Origin of the sequence: Brucella haematophila, assembly GCF_005938105.1 — a bacterium.
Classification (GTDB): Bacteria; Pseudomonadota; Alphaproteobacteria; order Rhizobiales; family Rhizobiaceae; genus Brucella; species Brucella haematophila.
In genome coordinates, this window is record NZ_VCPE01000008.1 from 77,418 (window position 1) to 94,493 (window position 17,076).

Below are 17,076 nucleotides of genomic sequence, written 5' to 3' on the forward strand. Positions count from 1 at the left end.
TTCGGAACAGTGCAGAGCGGCGTTCAGGCAGCCTGGGAGATCGTGGTTTATAAGGTCTGTGGCGGTTCAAACCAGCATGGCAAGACAGCGCTTTTTCAGATCACCCAACAAGGGCGCGCTGCGGTCGCGTGGGCGCGGTAGTCCGACATCGAACACATCACGCACTCGACCGGGATTGGGCTCCATGATCAAAACCCGGTCAGCGAGATAAAGTGCTTCTTCCACATCATGCGTGACGATAATGATGGAGACCTTGTTCCTCTCCCAGATAGACAAAAGTTCATCTTGAAGACGCATCCGCAGGATTGAATCCAGCGCCCCGAAAGGTTCATCCATAAGCAAAATGTCGGGTTCCTGCGCCAGCGCTCTGGCTATCGCCGCGCGTTGAGCCATCCCACCTGAAAGCTGCTTTGGATAAGCCTTCGCATAGTCACTGAGCCCAACAAGTGCGAGATAATGCCGTACTCTCTCCCGCGTGGATGCTGGCGAAAGATCAGACTTGTCGAAAGCCAGCTCGACATTGCCCTCAACAGTCAGCCACGGGTACAAGCGATGATCCTGAAAGACCATACCGATTTTTGCCGGCGATGTTTCGTCTGTATCACCACGCGTAATTGACCCACGGTAGTCACCGTCGAGCCCAATGATCAACCGCAGCAGTGTGGATTTTCCACAGCCGGACGCGCCGACAATGGATATGATCTCGTTGTGCCCGACCTGAAAGTTGATATCCTTCAATACGGGTCGAGGAGTACCATCGAGAACAAAGGACTTGCTGACATGTTCGATTGAAAGGGCATTCATCAATTCTCTAAGCTCCAAGGCGATATGATCGATGTGACGCGGCGAATGATGGATGCAAGCAAGACGCCACCCGCCGCAAGGGTGAAGACACCGACAATCACAATGTCCATGCGAAACTGGTCGCGTGCGCTGGCGATGTAGCTACCCAATCCACGACCGTTTCCAATGGCATATTCCGCGCCAACAGTTCCAATCCAGGCCGACAGAGCAGCGATCTGCAAGCCGACATAGATGCTGGGGAGCGCTGATGGCAGGTAAAGTCGGCGGATGCTGGTCCAGCGCCGCAAATTCAAAGTGTCGGCCACTTCGATCAACGAGAACGGGACCTGCCTCACCCCCTGCTCAGTCGCCAGAAAGAGCGGGAAAAATGTCGAGAGAGCCGTAAACACCAGTTTGGTGCCCTCACCATTACCAAACCACGCTGTCAGCAGCGGTATCCAGGCAAAGAGTGCCACCTGACGTACGGCATGAATGGACGGAGCAAACGCTAAACCGGCCCAGCGGTAACTTCCAACCACGTAACCAAGTACGAGTCCGGCAATGCCGCCGATGCTACCACCGATCACAACGCGAACGATACTTGTTAAAAGCGCCGCCCATAGTTCGCGTCCTGAAGGATCAAGGAAAGGCGCCTCCAGCACTTGCAACGGATGAATAGCCATGGGACCAGTGATAAGTCCCGCAGACACGCTACCCCACCAGACGGCAACCGCCGCAAGCGGCACCACTGCACCGCGAGGAAGCCGCAAGGAGGACCGTTCAGCTTTAGACATGACTACCCTTCCGCATGAGCGCTTCCGCCCGCTTCAGGAGAAGATCAAGTACAAAACCGACAACACCTACAACGATCATGCCAACGATAACGATATCGAGCTGGAAGAGGGTGCGCCCCCAGACCATCATATAACCAAGCCCGTCAGTACCCGCGAGCATTTCCACAACGATTAGGGAAACAAATGCCTGACTGAGCGAAAGCCGAACCCCGCTTGCGATATAGGGAGCCATGGCCGGAATCGTCAACTTGAAAAACCGGGTCCGTGCACGGAGGCCTAGGATGTCGGCGACCTCGTTAAACCCCTTGGGAATGTTTCGGGCTCCTTCCGCAGTACTGATAGCCATGGGTACAAAACAGGCTTTGGAAAGAACGATGATTTTCACGCTTTCTTCGATGCCGAATAGCAGGATGAGAATGGGCAACCACCCAAGAGAAGGTACAGCAGCAAGCGCTCTGAAGCTTGGCCCCAGATAGGCCTCTGCGATTTTAGATTTCCCAATCAGGAGACCGAACGCAAAGCCGAGGGATGATCCGATCAGAAAGCCCTCGGCGATGCGTTGGAAGCTGACGACGGCGGCAGAGAATATGTCACCGTCCTTCAGAAGATCCAGAAACGTCTTGAAGACCAAATCCGGCCGTGGAAGTACTTGCGGCGATATCCAGCTATTGGCCGACGCGATCCACCAGAGAACAAGCAGGCAAACCGGCCCGGTCAAGGCCAGAACTGAGCTTGCGATGCGAGACTGCAGTTTCGCCAGTCGCTCGACTTTCATTCTCCGGGAGACGCTAAAGTCGGCTCCAGCTTCGAACGTCGCCATCAGCCTTCTCCGATCAGTTCAGAAGTTCACCCGTCGCGGAACGATCAGGCCACAACGACTGAAGGTTCAATGTCTTGATGGCATTCTCCACGTAGTTTCTATCGACCCATGTATCGAGATCGATATCATGCCTAATGAGCTTCTGCTGCTTGTCGAAGTCGATGCCGCTGCGATAACGCGCCGCAAAGAAACCATCGAGACGCGGATTGTACTTCTTACCAAGCTCGCCGCCTTCATTGGACTTGCGAATGACCGCGATTGGCGACCCTGCCCGCGACCAGATATTGAATGCCTCTTCCCGATTTTTGTCATCCGACAGCCATTGCGCGGCTTTGACAAAACCCGTCACGACTTTCTGCGTTGCTTCCGGGTAAGTTTTGCGGAACTTGTCGGTGACGAGGAATGCACCGAAGCCGTCGCCAGTCGCTCCAGCATTGGAGGATTTGTAAAAGATCTTGGCCAGACCTTTGTCCTCAAGTGGAAGCAGGAAGTCTGCCCCGAATACGGCATCGACGCTCTTTGCTGCAATAGCCGCAAGCTGGTCCGCATTTTTCAGATCGACGATGGTGATATCTTTTTCTGACAAACCAGCATTGTTGAGAGCCGTAATCAATGCCCAATGAATGATGGTTGCCTTCTGGATGGCAACTTTCTTGCCCTTCAGGTCAGCAATGGATTTGATGTCGAGATCAGGTCTGGACGCGCCAAAGATCGTTGTACCACCATAGGACGCGAGGATGACCGTATCGAGACCATTGGCTTTACCGATGATATTCGGAACAGCGCCATAGGACGCGAAGTCAAGCTGACCGTTGGACAGCGCTTCGTTGATGGCCGGTCCGGTTCCCGTGAAGTAAGTGAACTCGATCTTGGTGGGAGTGCCTTTGAATTCATCGGCGATGAAGCCCTTCGCATCAGCAATGGCCTGAAGTCCAACGCCGAATGGCGTCCCGAACCCAAAGCCCACATCGCCAAAGCGAATAGTCGCGGGCGTATCCTCGGCATGTGATGGCGCTGCCGCAGCTGTTAGAACGCCGACAGCCAGCAGCATTGTTGATAGAAAACGTCTCATAGATTTCTCCAGTCAGGGTATGATTTTGCCGGTCTCGAAGATCCGGTAACTCCAGTCGCCAGCCGTTCCGCGTGGCTTGGCATTTTTCCATCCCATCTCACGACGGAAGCTGCCCATCACGCCTCGTGCGATGAGTTCGCTCTCTATCGCGCCTTCAATTGCCTCGGAAAGAGGCGACACATAGAGCGCGTCTGTCGGACAAAAAAGCTCACATAAGAAGCAGGTTTGGCAGTCCGATTGCCGCACGATGATGGGAGCGCTATCGGGTACTGCCTCGAACACATCGTCTGGACAGGCCTCAACACAAAGATCGCACTTGATGCAACGGTCTTCACTAACGATCTCTATCATGATGCTGCACTCACTCGATCTTCGGTCTGGAACGAAGCCCAGATGTTGTCGACACCACCGGAGTCAATCGGCTTAGCCATGGCGGGATTGGTTTCGGGAAAATCCGTACGTCGCTGCAAGCCGCGGCTTTCCTTGCGTAACAGCGCGCTATGGGTCGCCCATCGAGCGGTTGCGATAAGTGCTTCGACCTCACGCACTTTGGTTGTGCGTTGCAATCGCCAGCTCTCGTCCTGCCAAAATGTAGCTAACCTGTCGGATATGGCGACCAGACGATCATGGTTCCTGAAGAACCCGCCATCCAGCGGAAGAACCTGTCGTTTGACATCGTTCAAGACCGCATCGACATCGCCGGTTGCCTGATTGGCCCGTTCGCTCAATTGGGCATTAGCGGAACGCACCTCACGGTCACGCCATTTTGTGCCAAGCAATTGCACAAACTTGGCTGCGTCCTCGCCAGCCCAGGAGCCTGTCGCCATCGCCCAGCTGGAGTTCGGTCCGCCTCCGCCACTCGAAGCCCCAGACATGCCCAGACGCGAGGCAGCATCACCGGCAGCAAACAGGCCGGGAATCGTCGTCGTTGTGCGATCATCAATCTTGAGGCCGCCAGTACCGCGCACTGTCCCTTCATGGCGAAGGGTGATGGGAAAACGTTGTGTGAATGGGTCGATCCCCATACGGTCGAATGGAACAAAAATGTTTGGCTGGCCCCGGCGAAAGCCCTCCTGAAGGCGGGGTGGCGCCTTGTCGAGAACGGCATAGACTGGCCCCCTGATCAGTTCCCGCGCGACAACGCTTTGACGGTCCCCTGCCGCTGAAAGTTCATTGCCCTGCTCGTCGCTGAAACTGCCCCAGAAATAGACCACGCCTTTCGTAACACTCGAATAGGCGGGAGAAATGCCAAACTGTGCTGAAAACTCCATGCCGGAAAGAACAGCGCCCGCCTCGGCAGCCATAAGGTAACCGTCGCCGGTGAGGTTGTTGGTGCCAAGCGCGCCGCTTCTGAACGCACAGCCACCTGTGGCAATTACAACTGCTCCGGAACGGATATGCAGCGTTTCGCCTGATCTACGATATCGCGCGATGGCACCCGCAACCGCCCCATCGGACACGAGCAATTCTTCAATCGGGCAATGGTCAATTATCTGGACACCGGCCTTGATGAGCTTCTGCCGCATGAACCGCAGATAGTCGGGTCCCCGCAGCATGCCACGATAGGGTGTTCCATCTTCGTAAGTTGGGAAGTCGTAGCCCCATTGGGCGAGGAGATCGAGGTTCTCGTAAGTCCGGTCGAGCACGCGTTCGATGCGTTCCTGCTCGGCAAAACCCTGTCCCAACCGCACCCTCTGTGTGACCGTCGCGCTCCGTTCGGCAGTACCGCGACGTGTGTAGATCGTCGTGGTGTTACCGGCAGCGGTGGCACCGCTCGTGCCAACATATCCCTTTTCGACAAGTACGACACTCGCACCGTTGGCAGCGGCATTCCAGGCGGCCCAGCAACCTGCTGGCCCTCCTCCAACAACAAGCACATCCGTTGATATTTCTAACGTATTTTTGGTCATGGTCTCTCGCATTCGCGAAAAACCTATAATTTATATAGAATTTATCAAGGAAGGTTCAGATGGTCGCGGCGGCGAGAGTTGGAATAGTTTTCCATATTGGAGAAACACCTCGAAAACGCGTGAATGATCACGCCGCAGATATTAAATAATCAGGGAGTCCCACCGTCGTCATGGGAGCCCCCTGATTAGCAGTCGCCTGGCGCTCGCAATCGGAGCGTCAGGCAAGAGATTTACTTGCCTCCCGTATTGTTGAGGGACGCCATCAAACTCTCAATCATCTGGTCGACGCTGAAGCTCGCAGGGCGTTGGCTCGGTGGAAAATCCCTGAACGTCTGCAGGAACGGCGCAACTTTGGAGACCCCATAGGCTGCCAGATAGCCATTCTTGAACAGGAAGTCGTAATACTGATCCGAAACAATATCGGCGCGTTCAAATGGATCCATCCTGAGGTTGAATACCTTTGGAACACGCAGGCATGTGAACGGATTCGCCCAGACTTGCAGACCTCCGGGCGCGCGCTGTTCGCAGAAGACAAGCTTCCAGTTGTCATAGCGTATTGCAACCAGATTGCCGTCGTCATTAAAGTAGAAGAACTCGCTACGGGCCGACTTAGGCTCCTGTCCCGTGAGGAACGGGAGCTGATTGAATCCATCAAGATGGACCTTGAACTGGTTGCCGTTAATAGTCTTGCCCTTGAGAAGCTCATCCTTGATGTTTTGATCACCTGCTGCAGCCAGAAGCGTCGGGAACCAATCAAGGCCTGACATGATCTGGTTGGTTACTTCGCCCGGTTTGATATGGCCCGGCCACCGCACGAGCGCGGGTACGCGGAAAGCGCCTTCCCAGTTGGTATCTTTTTCGGACCGGAAAGGCGTGGTTGCCGCATCGGGCCACGAAAACTGGTTGGGGCCATTATCTGTCGTGTAAACGACGATGGTGTTATCGGCGACGCCAAGGTCATCCAGCTTTTTGAGCAGCTTACCCACATCGCCATCGTGTTCGACCATGCCATCGGCATATTCATTGCCGGGCATACCGCTCTGCCCCTTCATGGAATCCCGAACATGGGTGAAGGCGTGCATTCGCGTTGTATTCATCCATGTGAAGAATGGCTTGCCTTCCTTAACCTTTCGCTCCATGAAATCCAAAGCAGCATCGGTCGTTTCATCATCGACCGTTTCCATGCGCTTGCGGTTCAAAGGGCCTGTATCCTCGATTTTTCCGTCAGCGAAGGTTCTGAGCACACCACGCGGCGCATTTGCCTTTACCCACTCAGTGTCTTCTTTGGGGTAGTAGGGCCGCTCGGGTTCCTCTTCCGCATCAAGATGATAAAGATTGCCGAAGAATTCATCGAAGCCATGATTGGTGGGCAGGTACTCGTCGCGATCGCCGAGATGGTTCTTGCCGAACTGGCCAGTTGCATAGCCAAGCGGCTTAAGAGCCTGTGCGATGGTGATATCGCGCGGTTGAAGGCCGACTGTTGCACCGGGAATACCGACTTTGCAAAGCCCTGTGCGCAGGCACACCTGCCCGGTGATGAATGTCGAACGTCCCGCCGTGCACGAGTTTTCCGCGTAATAATCGGTGAACCTCAAGCCTTCTTTGGCAATACGGTCGATATTCGGCGTCCGATACCCCAGCAACCCGTCAGAATAGGCACTGATATTGGTGATACCGATATCATCCCCGAATATCACAAGGATATTCGGCTTGCCGGTGCCTTGCGATGGCTGCGAAGTTGCGGGCGTTTCCGTTGTGGTTGTTGCCGCCGGGGTTTGCTGTGCCTGCGCGTGCATCGGAACCAACGCTGTCGTACCCAGCGCAGCGCCTACGGCAGCGACGAGCAGGCAATTCTGGAGGCCTTTCCATGATCCGCCTCCGCTCTTGTAGAACTTGTACGTCATCACGTTCTCCGTAAATTGGTGTCGCAACAGCAGTGAGGCTGTTTAAGCTGACGCCGAAGTCTGCGGAAAAGTGATCCTTCACGTAAGTACTTAACAGTAACATGGAAATGTTCGGAATAATTGTGATCGAAAGGCCTGCACCATCAACAAAACCTGCCGCGAAAAGGCAGGATTAGTGCCGTCCGCTTCAATTCAGAACGGTCACTCGGCCTTCTTTGCGGCACGAGGGGAAAAGGCGAGCGTAGCCCAGATATTCCACCCCTGAGGCCGATTTTTCGCGCCGAATTCAAAGTAAGTTTTGAGATTGATGAAAGCGGATGTCTTTTCACCAACATCGAAGTTGTAACCAATTTGCGGACCGATGCCGAAAACACGCGATTTGAAGTCACCGAGCGTCGCACCATCCCCGCGATCGCCTGTAATCTGCTGATAGGCATACCCAGCGACACCAACATAGACATGTTTGTTGAGGAATTGTGACGCGCCCCAGTCAACATGAGCATCAACGCCATTTTGATAATCGGTATCGGGGTTCTTGAAATTATAGGTCAAACCACCGACGATCGAAAATTCGCGCATGGTTGATGGATTGAAATAAGTATAGCCAAGACCGCCATCAATCGCGCCGTGGCCAATCCCTAAGTTGGCGAGCCGGTCTGGATCATAGGAGCCCACGGGAATGTCGCCTGTGATGTAGGCAAGATAGTTATCGACCCCATCGTTCCATTTCAACGTAGCCTGAGGCAACAGGTCGCCAAACGCCGTTTTGCTTTCGCAGCGTTCGCCGGAGATATGACGCCCGAGTGGTCCGGTCAGGGTTGCGTCCACGCAGGCATTGTTGCGTCCCGCAACTGCAAGCAGACTGACGGCAAATTGCGCACCCCATAATGGTTGGGCGAATGTGTAGGTCGGCCCGAACGCAACAAGATCACCTCGGCCCCTGACGCCAAGGTCAACCCGCCCATCGCCACCACGAGGAAATGCTTCGCTTGCCCCTGCGCTGACGGAAGGGTGAAGATAAACTGTCGCAAAGGACCAACCGGGCTGCGCTGGCACTGCGGCAAAGCTCGCATAAAGCCCGGGAAGCCAGAAACTGACACCACCTTCATCCGCATATGCTGCGTGGGTTGTCAGCAAAGCCGCACTTGTTAAGAAGAGCACCTTGAAGTGTCTGATCATGGTTTCCCCTCCGGATCAGTCCACAATCAAGATACTCGAGTTGATTTCCCGCGCAACATTTACTTATTGGAATGCAGTAGATTTCATCCAATTTACCGTTACGTACTTTAAATCAACCACCATTTCTTGCGCAGCAAGCTTAAGACAAGAGCAGGGGGCGAGGCCGAGGAGATATGCTTGCTGTGACGGCGCGATTAAACGTCGTCACGCAATTCGCCAAAGCGATTTATAACATCATTCTCGGCATGCCGTCGGGCCTCAGATAGCGCCGAAGTGCTGCAATACGGAAGATGGCATTCACGGCCCCATATCCTTTATAGCCGCGCCGCTGCACAACTTCGAAGAAGAAGCCCTGATCATCGGTCGGGCTGTAGAGCTGGAAATATTCACCGGTCTCATCGCGATCATAGAGAACATTGGCGGCTTTGAGCTTATCCGTGAAATCCGGATCGAGGCCGAGCCGCGCTTCAAGATCGTCATAATAGTTGGGCGAAATTTCCAGCGTATGAAAGCCGTTGGCTTTCAGTGCTGAAGCCGTCGCAAAAATATCGTCGGTGGCAAATGCAAGATGCTGAATACCGGAGCCGAAGGTTTCGGCGATGAAACGGCCAGCCAATGTGCGCCGGTTTTCAGCACCATTAAGCGTGATCCGCAGCGATCCGCTGTCATTTTCTACGACCTGACTGCGCACGACGCCGCCCGGATCGACAATATCAACCATAGGCGATTTCCGGGATTCCGTAAGCGACGCGTAGAACAGAAGCCAGGTCAAAAGCTCGTCGAACTTCATCGTCTGGGCAACATGGTCGATATGGGTAAGCCCAACACCATGGAAGCTGCCAGCCTCAGCGACCGGCTCGAACTCTATATCGAAGATACGACCTAAATCGGTCTTTTCATCAAGGAAATAGATCAGTCCGCCGCCGACACCGCGTATCGCTGGCATACCGATTTCACCGGGATCGAGCGGTTGCTCGAACGGCTCCGCGCCCAAGGCTATTGCTCTCGCTTGTGCCGCTGCGGCGTCATCGACGACAAGGCCCATGGCATAGGCCGTTGTGCCGTGAACAGCATAGGCCGAGCTTGCAAAGCCGCGTATATCGGTATTGACGACCAGATTGATCTCACCTTGGCGATAGAGCGCCACATCCTTGGTTTTGTGCTTGCCTGCAAGCTGAAATCCCAAGGCGCCGAGCACCGATGCGAGCCTATCCGCACTCTCGGCATGGGCTGTGAACTCGATAAAGCTGACGCGCTCCACCTTGGCTCTTGCAGGCATATCGGTCACAGTCAGCCGGTTTTCAGGCTCGACGCGCCGGACCTGATCGCCAAGATAAATCAACGAGCGACGGCCATCGGCCGCAATGGACGCGGGCAACCCACCACGAAACTGATCGTTGAAAATCTCCAGCGAAAAATAGCCGTCATAACCGGTCGCGGCCACGGCGCGCATGAAATCCAGAACCGGCAGGTCACCCTCACCCGGCATATTGCGATAGTGACGGCTCCAATAAAGCAGATCCATATCGATCAGCGGTGCGTCTGCCATCTGGACGATGAACAGCTTTTCCTTCGGAATGGACCTGATCGAATTCACGTCAATCTTGCGCGCAAGCGTGTGGAAACTATCAAGGATCAGGCCAACATTGGGATGATCTGCGCGGCGCACAATCTCCCAGGCATCGCGATGGTCGTTAATGTGGCGCCCCCAGGCGAGCGCCTCGTAACCCACACGCAAATTGCGGCGAGCGGCCCGTTCACCAAGCTCGCGGAAGTCATCAGCTGCCCGATCAAGGCCGCCCATAGCAACCGGCGATATATTCGAACACACAAGAACGAGATCCGTGCCAAGCTCCTGCATCAGATCGAACTTGCGCTCGGCGCGGTCGAAGGTGCGGCTACGCAACGGCTCCGGCATGCCCTCAAAATCGCGAAAAGGCTGAAACAACGTTATTTCTAGGCCAAGATCGCGGGCCATGCGGCCAACCTGACGCGGGCTTTCATCGAAAGTGAGAAAGTCATTCTCGAAAATCTCGACACCGTCAAAGCCAGCTTTGGCAATGGCTTCGAGTTTTTGTGGCAGATCACCACTGATCGAAACCGTTGCTATCGAAGTCTTCATGGCGTGCTCTCCTGCTTCCGGTTCTTGTTGCACCCGCATTCAGCAAATTCGGGCCAGTATCGTCTATTGATTGGGCGTTGTTTCAAAGTCGGGTTTTAAATTCGGCTCGTCCCCGAACACCCGGCTTGAACGCCAGCACCTTGCCGGCAAGTGGTTCTAGTGTTCGCTCTTCAGGGCCAAGAGGCTCAATCGCCGAGGTGACAAATAGTGTATCGAGGGCTTCGCCGCCAAAGCAGCAACAGGTCGGATGGCTGACCGGCAGTTCGATCACGCGGTCTATTGCGCCGTCCGGGTCAAAACGGATGAGCTTGCCGCCAGCGTAAATCGCACTCCACACGAAGCCTTCTTCGTCAACGCAACTGCCATCCGGTCGTTCCGGCGCAGTCGTCGTTGCGAAAATCTGCGGCTCCCCAAGCCGGTCTTGCGCGGGGTCATAATCGCGCATCCAGATCGTATAGGCGCGCGTATCAGCGAAATACATGCGCCTGCGATCTTGATCGAAGGCCAGTCCGTTAGGAATTGCGAGATCGGCGGCTTCCCGTGATACGGCATAATCCGGCTGTACCCGGTAAAGCGCGCCCACAGGTGCGTAATCCGCTTCGCGCAAGGTGCCGATCCAGAAATTGCCCGCCCAATCCGCACGTCCATCGTTCTTTCGATGACCCGAGACACCCGGTTCAGGGTCCACAATAAACGTCTGTTCGCCGCTCTCGGGGGCAAAGGCAAATAGACCATTGTCGCAAGCTAGAATAAGGCCGCCTTTTTCCCGCAAGGCCAGAGACCCAATACGGCGGGCCTCAACCTTGTGCTGTTGAACTTGCCCCGCTTGCGGGACATAGCTCATGAGCGCCGGTGTGAGCACATCGACCCACCATAGGGTGCCTGTCTGCTCACACCAGATTGGACACTCCCCCAGACGATTGGCGGGAGCGTCGATGATGTCAAACTTTTGCGTCGTCATGCTCGACATGTCCGCCAAGGAACAGCTGCCCCACGCGTGGATCAGCAAGAAGCTTTGAGGCTTCATCATGCATGCGCGTTTGGCCAAGTTCGAGAACCAGGCCGTAATCCGACATCGCGAGTGCGGCTTTCGCGTTCTGCTCGACCATGAGAATGGTTACGCCCTGATCACGCAAGCGAATGAGTGTTTGAAACACCTCCTGAACTAGATTGGGCGACAAGCCGATGGACGGTTCGTCGATCAAAATAAGTTTCGGATCGAGTAGAAGAGCGCGGGCGACCTCAAGCTGCTTTTGCTGGCCGCCGGACAGCTCAATCGCTTTACGATCCCTAAACTGCCGCAGCATTGGAAACTGATCCATGACCTGCTCGATGCGGGCGCGGACCTTGGATGGATCAGGCGATGTGATACCCCCAAGCTCAAGGTTATGGTAGACGGAAAGCTGCGGCACGACATTGCGCCCTTGCGGCACATAGGTCACGCCATTGGCGATCATCTGACGCGGCGTATTGCGGGTGACGTCTTTTCCATCCAGCAGGATTTGTCCCGAATGGATGTTCAAGAGACCGAAGATCGCCTTGAATACGGTTGACTTGCCTGCTCCATTCGGGCCGATCACAGTGGTAATCGAGCCCTTCGGAATAGAGAACGAGACACCATTCAAAATGGTGATCTTTCCATAGCCACCGTGGAGGTCTTTGAGTTCAAGCATGTGTCATCCTCCCAGATAAGCGTCGATAACCATCTGGTTTGACCGGATTTCTTCGGGCTTGCCTTCAGCAATGATGCGGCCTTCCGCCAGCACGATAATGCGCGTGCAAAGGCTCATGACGAACTCCATATTGTGCTCGATGACCACGAAGGTTGTTCCATGTTCCGCATTATAAGCGACGAGCCGGTCCTTGAGATTGGCAAGCATCGTCAGATTGACTCCACCGGCAGGTTCATCGAGCAGAACAAGACTAGGCCCCGCCATGAAAGCCATGGCCGCATCGACCAGCTTTTGCTGGCCGTAGGAAAGCGACCCCGCCAGTTCGTCGCGCAGATGGTTGAGACGGAAGAACGAAATCATCTGTTCCGCTTCTTCGGTCAGTCCGGCATCGCCTGGACCGAAAAGCCGCGAGGCCATGGTGCCTTTGTGTTCCTGTCCAGCGAGGATGATGTTTTCAAGAACAGACATCTTCGGAAAGACGGAAAGCTGCTGGAAGGTTCGTCCGACGCCAAGCTTGTTGAGGTCGGATGCACGCATGCCCGAGACATTCTTACCGTTGACCTGCACCTCGCCAGCATTGGGCTGAAGCTGGCCAAGGATACAGTTGAACAGCGTCGACTTGCCGGAACCGTTCGGCCCGATCAGCCCGAGTATCTCACCCTGATTGACGTCGAAGGACACATCACGAACGGCGTGAATGCCGCCGAAACGCTTCTCGATATTGCGTACGGAAAGTACAGGACTGCTCATTTCAGCCGCGCTCCTTCGCTCATGTCACCGCGCACCTGACGTTTCGGCCAGAATTTTTCGCGGAACTTGCCCCATACTCCGATCAGGCCCGAAGGCACGAAGATCAGCATGACGATCACCAGCACGGAATAAATGATCAGATAGTAGCCTTCCGTGAAGCGAAGCACTTCCGGCAGCAAAATCACAACTGCAGCACCGATGAAAGGGCCGAAGAAGAAGCCTGCACCACCCACAACAACCATGAGCAGAATGCGCAGCGAATGAACGAGACCGAACGAACCTGGCTCGATAAACTGAACCAGCGGTGTGATCAGCGATCCGGCAAGCCCGCCATAGACGGAGCCGATGGCAAACGCCAGAAGCGTGATACGACGTGTATCAACGCCAAGACTTTCAGCGCGGATTGGGTTTTCACGCAGAGCCTTGAAGGCGCGGCCCCAAGGGGAACGCACAATACCCCACATGATCAGCGCGGCGACAACAGTGATGCCGAGCGTGAAGTAATAGAATGGCAGCTGCTTGGTGGTGGCGAACAGTCCGAGATGAGGACGTGGCATGCCGACGAGCCCGTAATTGCCACCAGTCAGCCACTCTTCGTTACGCAACACCAGAAAGACCAGAGTATTGAAGGCAAGCGTCACGAAGGCAAGGAAATGCCCTTTGACACGCAACGCCGGATATCCAAGCACAAGGCCCACAATGAAGCAAAGCACGAGGCCGACCGGCATTGCCAGAAACCAATGCCATCCGGCGAGCGTCAGAAGCGCCGTGGTATAGGCGCCAATCGCCATGAAGGACGCCTGCGCCAGCGAAATCTGGCCTGCGTAACCAAGTGTCAGGTTGAGGCCCATCGCTGCGATCGAGAAGATCAGCCAGGATGTCAAAACGTATATGATGTAGTTGCCCTGCCCAATCGGTGCGAGCACCGACAAAAGCAAAAGGACAGCAATTGAAATATTGCGCTTGCTTGCAGTCATCACACAGCCCTCCCTTCGGAAGTGCCCATGATGCCCTGCGGGCGGACAAGGATAATCACGATCAGCAGGACCAATGGCAGTGCGGCGCGATATTGTGCGGTGACATAAGCCGCCGTCAGATTATCGAGAACACCGATCAGCAATCCACCGACGAGCGCACCGCGGATCTGGTTGAAACCACCAACAATGGCCGCAATGAAGGCGATAAGGCCAAGTGTTTCACCATTGGAGAATTTTGCGAGATAGACGGGACTGATCAGATAGGACGCAAGAGCCGCCAGAGCAGCATTGATCAGGAATGTATAGAGGATCATGCGCTTGACATTGACGCCGAGAATTTCCGCAACAGCCGGATTTTGCGCTGTTGCCTGCATGCAGCGCCCCGTGCGGGTGCGATTGAGAAACAGCGTCAACAGCACAACGATACCGAGCGACAGCGCCAGGTTGAGAATGTCACGCAATGAGAGAACCGCGCCGAAAAACTCGATGGGATCGTTCGGGAACATCGATGGGAATGGCTGCGCTTCAGCGGAATAGAACTCTTTCACGCTTTCTTTGAGCAAGATGCCCAAGACCATCGTCGCGATGATGAGCGTAATGCCCCCGTGGGGCAGAATGGGTTCAACGATCAGCTTCTTGAACAAAAGCCCAAGTACGATCAGAGCAACCACCAGCCCGATAAGTAGCGCGGGCCAGAACGAAATGCCGAAGATGGTCATTGCCGCCAGAACGAAGAAGGCCGGCAGCATCACGAATTCACCCTGAGCGAAGTTCACAGTCTGGGCTGCTTGCCAAACCAGCGTGAAACCGATCGCAACAAGTGCGTAAATGGAGCCGGTCGCAAGACCGGATAACAAAACCTGTAGAAACTGGGACATGACTTTACCCGTCTGAGGCGGCAGCCGGGCCGCCGCCTCTGCTGAAAGGATTGATCAGTTTGCCGGAACAGTACCAATGACCGTCGGCACACCGTCCTTCACCTGAACCATGAAGCTTGGGCGGGACATTTCTCCGCGGTCATCCCAGCAGGTGTCGAGAAGCACTTTCGGATAGTCAGCCGCCTTCAGGCAAAGACCATGCATCTTTTCAGCAAATGCTTCACCGTCGAGCTTGCCCACCATGTCGGTGACATATTTGGTGGTCCAGACGCCAACATAACCCTTCAAAGCGTCATGCGTCGGCTTGCGCTTGTAGGCTTCTTCGAACTTCTTTGCGAATTCGCCGATGCCCGGCACATCCGTCGCCGCAGCTGTGATGCCAACATGCGCGATAGCGCCATCCGCAGCACCGCCTGCAAGTTCGACCACCTTGGCTTCCGTCAGCGTTACTTCGCCAACGAGAGGCATCTTCAGACCCTGCTTCTTCGCTTCGATCAGGAAACGCGCGGATTCTTCCTGATTCATATAGACGAAAATCGCTTCAGGATTGGCCTGCTTGAGCTTGGCAACGTCGGCCGCATAGTCGGTTTGCGCCTGTTCGGAGGCAACGTCGGCGATAATTTCGATTCCGGCCTTCTTCATTTCCTCAACGAAAACATCATGGCCGCCTTTGCCAAACTCGTTGTTCAGCCAGGCCACGCCGACTTTCTTCACCTTCAGCGTGTCGGTGAAGTAGGACGTCAGCGCCGGGACGCCCTTTTGAGCGCCGGTCGAGGTGCGGAAGACGAACGGATTGCCCTTTTCGACAATGCTCGGCGATTCCGAACCGACGAACTGCGGAATGCTGTTTTGCTGGGCAACCAGCATGTTGACCATCGTCGAGCCCGAATAGATCGTGCCGAGAATGGCATATGCGCCATCATCGATGGCCTTCTGCACGAGCGCGCGCGAGACCTGCGGGTCGGTTTGGGTGTCATACTCGCCCAGCTCGACCTTCTTGCCCAGAATGCCGCCGCCCGCATTCACTTCATCAATGGCGATTTTGATGCCGTCACGCCAGTTCGTACCGGACGGTGCGCCCGGACCGGATAGTTCGACAACCATGCCCAGCTTGACCACGTCTTCTGCGTGGGCTGCGCCGAAAGTCGCGAAAACTGCCGTCGAAAGCGCCAGAAGTTTCTTACGATAATGCATTTTAGTTCCTCCCCTTAAGTTCATAGAGATCAAGATATAGAGATAAGCCTACCCTCTTCCGGGTGTCGGCAACGTTGCGCGACCTGTATGGTGCCCGTCGTGACCAGTCAGAAAATCCGCCAGGACCTCCGCCTGCGCATCGAACATTCCAGCACCAATCATCGTCTGACAGCCCCGTTTTCTAGCTTCCTCGATAAATGGCGATACGTGCGGTTTAGTAATCACGCAAGCAGCAAACTGCGCTGACCGCAACTTTGTTACGTTTATGGGATATGGATCATTCGATTTCATACCCATCGGCGTAGCATTTGCAATCAGATCGAACCCGAAAGGGTCATCGCTGCCAACGACAACCTTACCCGGATAACGTGCACTGAGTTTGCCGATTACAGAATCACGCTTGTCGCTATCGACGTCGTGAATGGCAAGCCGCGCTACTCCTCGCTTCAGCATTTCCAGCGCAATGGCTGTTCCTGCACCTCCGCATCCGACGAGAAGGACGCTTTTCCCTTGCACATCGAACCCTTCCCGTTCGATGCCATCGAGAAAGCCGATCCCGTCAGTATTATCGCCGTACCAGCCATTTCCAGCGCGCCGAACAACATTGACCGCCTGAATAAAGGCGGCATTATCCGTCAATCCCGCACATAACTCATAGGCTTGCTGCTTGTGCGGTATCGTCACCAGCAAACCGCATACATTGTCCACCACGCTCAATGTGGCGAAAACAACTGGCAGATTGGATGGCGCAACATGCAGCGGAACAACAAGCGCATTCTCGCCGCGCTCGCGGAACAGTTCCGTCATGACTTCCGGCGAACGCACCTGCTCAATCGGGTCTCCAACCACTGGAAAAAGGCGCGTCGCTCCATTCGGAAACGGTCCTTTGTCCTGCGAAGATTGAGCATTATCGCCATATGCCATGAATTCACTGATCCTAGCCTGCGCGCTCGCATTCGAGCGCTCCCAGGAACAGATTAGCGAATGGCAGTGATAATATCGCCTACCAAATGAATAGGA

16 protein-coding genes are annotated in these 17,076 nt (G+C 55.0%); all 16 read right to left on the reverse strand.

Translation table 11 applies throughout. The annotated features are described in order from the left end of the window. Nucleotides 1–66: 66 nt before the first annotated feature. A complete protein-coding gene (locus FGI60_RS13300) occupies nt 67–804 on the reverse strand; it encodes an ABC transporter ATP-binding protein (protein ID WP_138785603.1) in 738 nt (245 codons plus the stop codon). Beyond that, nucleotides 804–1,577 carry an ABC transporter permease gene (locus FGI60_RS13305; RefSeq protein WP_235889808.1) on the reverse strand — a complete coding sequence of 258 codons (774 nt, stop codon included), beginning with the start codon at nt 1,575–1,577 and terminating at the stop codon, nt 804–806. The genes FGI60_RS13300 and FGI60_RS13305 overlap by 1 nt, the downstream gene beginning before the upstream one ends. Continuing rightward, nucleotides 1,570–2,397 carry an ABC transporter permease gene (locus tag FGI60_RS13310; RefSeq protein WP_138785604.1) on the reverse strand — a complete coding sequence of 276 codons (828 nt, stop codon included), beginning with the start codon at nt 2,395–2,397 and terminating at the stop codon, nt 1,570–1,572. The genes FGI60_RS13305 and FGI60_RS13310 overlap by 8 nt, the downstream gene beginning before the upstream one ends. A 13-nt stretch (nt 2,398–2,410) precedes the next feature. Next, nucleotides 2,411–3,469: an ABC transporter substrate-binding protein gene (locus FGI60_RS13315; RefSeq protein ID WP_138785605.1), complete on the reverse strand. Its 1,059-nt coding sequence runs from the start codon at nt 3,467–3,469 to the stop codon at nt 2,411–2,413. Between the two features lie 12 nt (nt 3,470–3,481). Continuing rightward, on the reverse strand, nt 3,482–3,820 hold the full coding sequence (locus tag FGI60_RS13320) for a 4Fe-4S dicluster domain-containing protein (protein ID WP_138785606.1): 339 nt from the start codon (nt 3,818–3,820) through the stop codon (nt 3,482–3,484). Then, on the reverse strand, nt 3,817–5,379 hold the full coding sequence (locus FGI60_RS13325) for an FAD-dependent oxidoreductase (protein WP_138785607.1): 1,563 nt from the start codon (nt 5,377–5,379) through the stop codon (nt 3,817–3,819). Before FGI60_RS13325 ends, FGI60_RS13320 begins: the two co-directional genes overlap by 4 nt. 230 nt (nt 5,380–5,609) lie before the next feature. Beyond that, nucleotides 5,610–7,175 carry an arylsulfatase gene (locus tag FGI60_RS13330; RefSeq protein WP_138785703.1) on the reverse strand — a complete coding sequence of 522 codons (1,566 nt, stop codon included), beginning with the start codon at nt 7,173–7,175 and terminating at the stop codon, nt 5,610–5,612. Nucleotides 7,176–7,484: 309 nt separating this feature from the next. Further along, complete coding sequence (locus tag FGI60_RS13335) at nt 7,485–8,462, reverse strand: SphA family protein (protein WP_138785608.1); 978 nt, start codon at nt 8,460–8,462, stop codon at nt 7,485–7,487. Between the two features lie 226 nt (nt 8,463–8,688). Continuing rightward, nucleotides 8,689–10,584, reverse strand: a complete 1,896-nt coding sequence (locus tag FGI60_RS13340) for a bifunctional sugar phosphate isomerase/epimerase/4-hydroxyphenylpyruvate dioxygenase family protein (RefSeq protein WP_138785609.1) — start codon at nt 10,582–10,584, stop codon at nt 8,689–8,691. 82 nt (nt 10,585–10,666) lie between these two features. Further along, nucleotides 10,667–11,545, reverse strand: coding sequence for an SMP-30/gluconolactonase/LRE family protein (locus FGI60_RS13345; protein ID WP_171058770.1), 879 nt, complete (start codon nt 11,543–11,545; stop codon nt 10,667–10,669). Further along, entirely contained in the window at nt 11,526–12,257 is a 732-nt protein-coding gene (locus tag FGI60_RS13350) for an ABC transporter ATP-binding protein (protein WP_078337118.1), read from the reverse strand. Before FGI60_RS13350 ends, FGI60_RS13345 begins: the two co-directional genes overlap by 20 nt. A gap of 3 nt (nt 12,258–12,260) precedes the next feature. Then, the gene (locus FGI60_RS13355) at nt 12,261–13,007 is read right to left on the reverse strand and encodes an ABC transporter ATP-binding protein (RefSeq protein ID WP_113534267.1); all 747 of its coding nucleotides are present in this window, start codon (nt 13,005–13,007) and stop codon (nt 12,261–12,263) included. Continuing rightward, nucleotides 13,004–13,984: a branched-chain amino acid ABC transporter permease gene (locus FGI60_RS13360; RefSeq protein WP_113534266.1), complete on the reverse strand. Its 981-nt coding sequence runs from the start codon at nt 13,982–13,984 to the stop codon at nt 13,004–13,006. Before FGI60_RS13360 ends, FGI60_RS13355 begins: the two co-directional genes overlap by 4 nt. Then, nucleotides 13,984–14,862, reverse strand: coding sequence for a branched-chain amino acid ABC transporter permease (locus tag FGI60_RS13365; protein ID WP_078337121.1), 879 nt, complete (start codon nt 14,860–14,862; stop codon nt 13,984–13,986). The genes FGI60_RS13360 and FGI60_RS13365 overlap by 1 nt, the downstream gene beginning before the upstream one ends. A gap of 54 nt (nt 14,863–14,916) precedes the next feature. After that, nucleotides 14,917–16,056 carry an ABC transporter substrate-binding protein gene (locus tag FGI60_RS13370; protein WP_138785611.1) on the reverse strand — a complete coding sequence of 380 codons (1,140 nt, stop codon included), beginning with the start codon at nt 16,054–16,056 and terminating at the stop codon, nt 14,917–14,919. A gap of 48 nt (nt 16,057–16,104) precedes the next feature. Beyond that, nucleotides 16,105–16,980, reverse strand: coding sequence for a shikimate dehydrogenase family protein (locus FGI60_RS13375; RefSeq protein ID WP_138785612.1), 876 nt, complete (start codon nt 16,978–16,980; stop codon nt 16,105–16,107). Nucleotides 16,981–17,076: the final 96 nt, after the last annotated feature.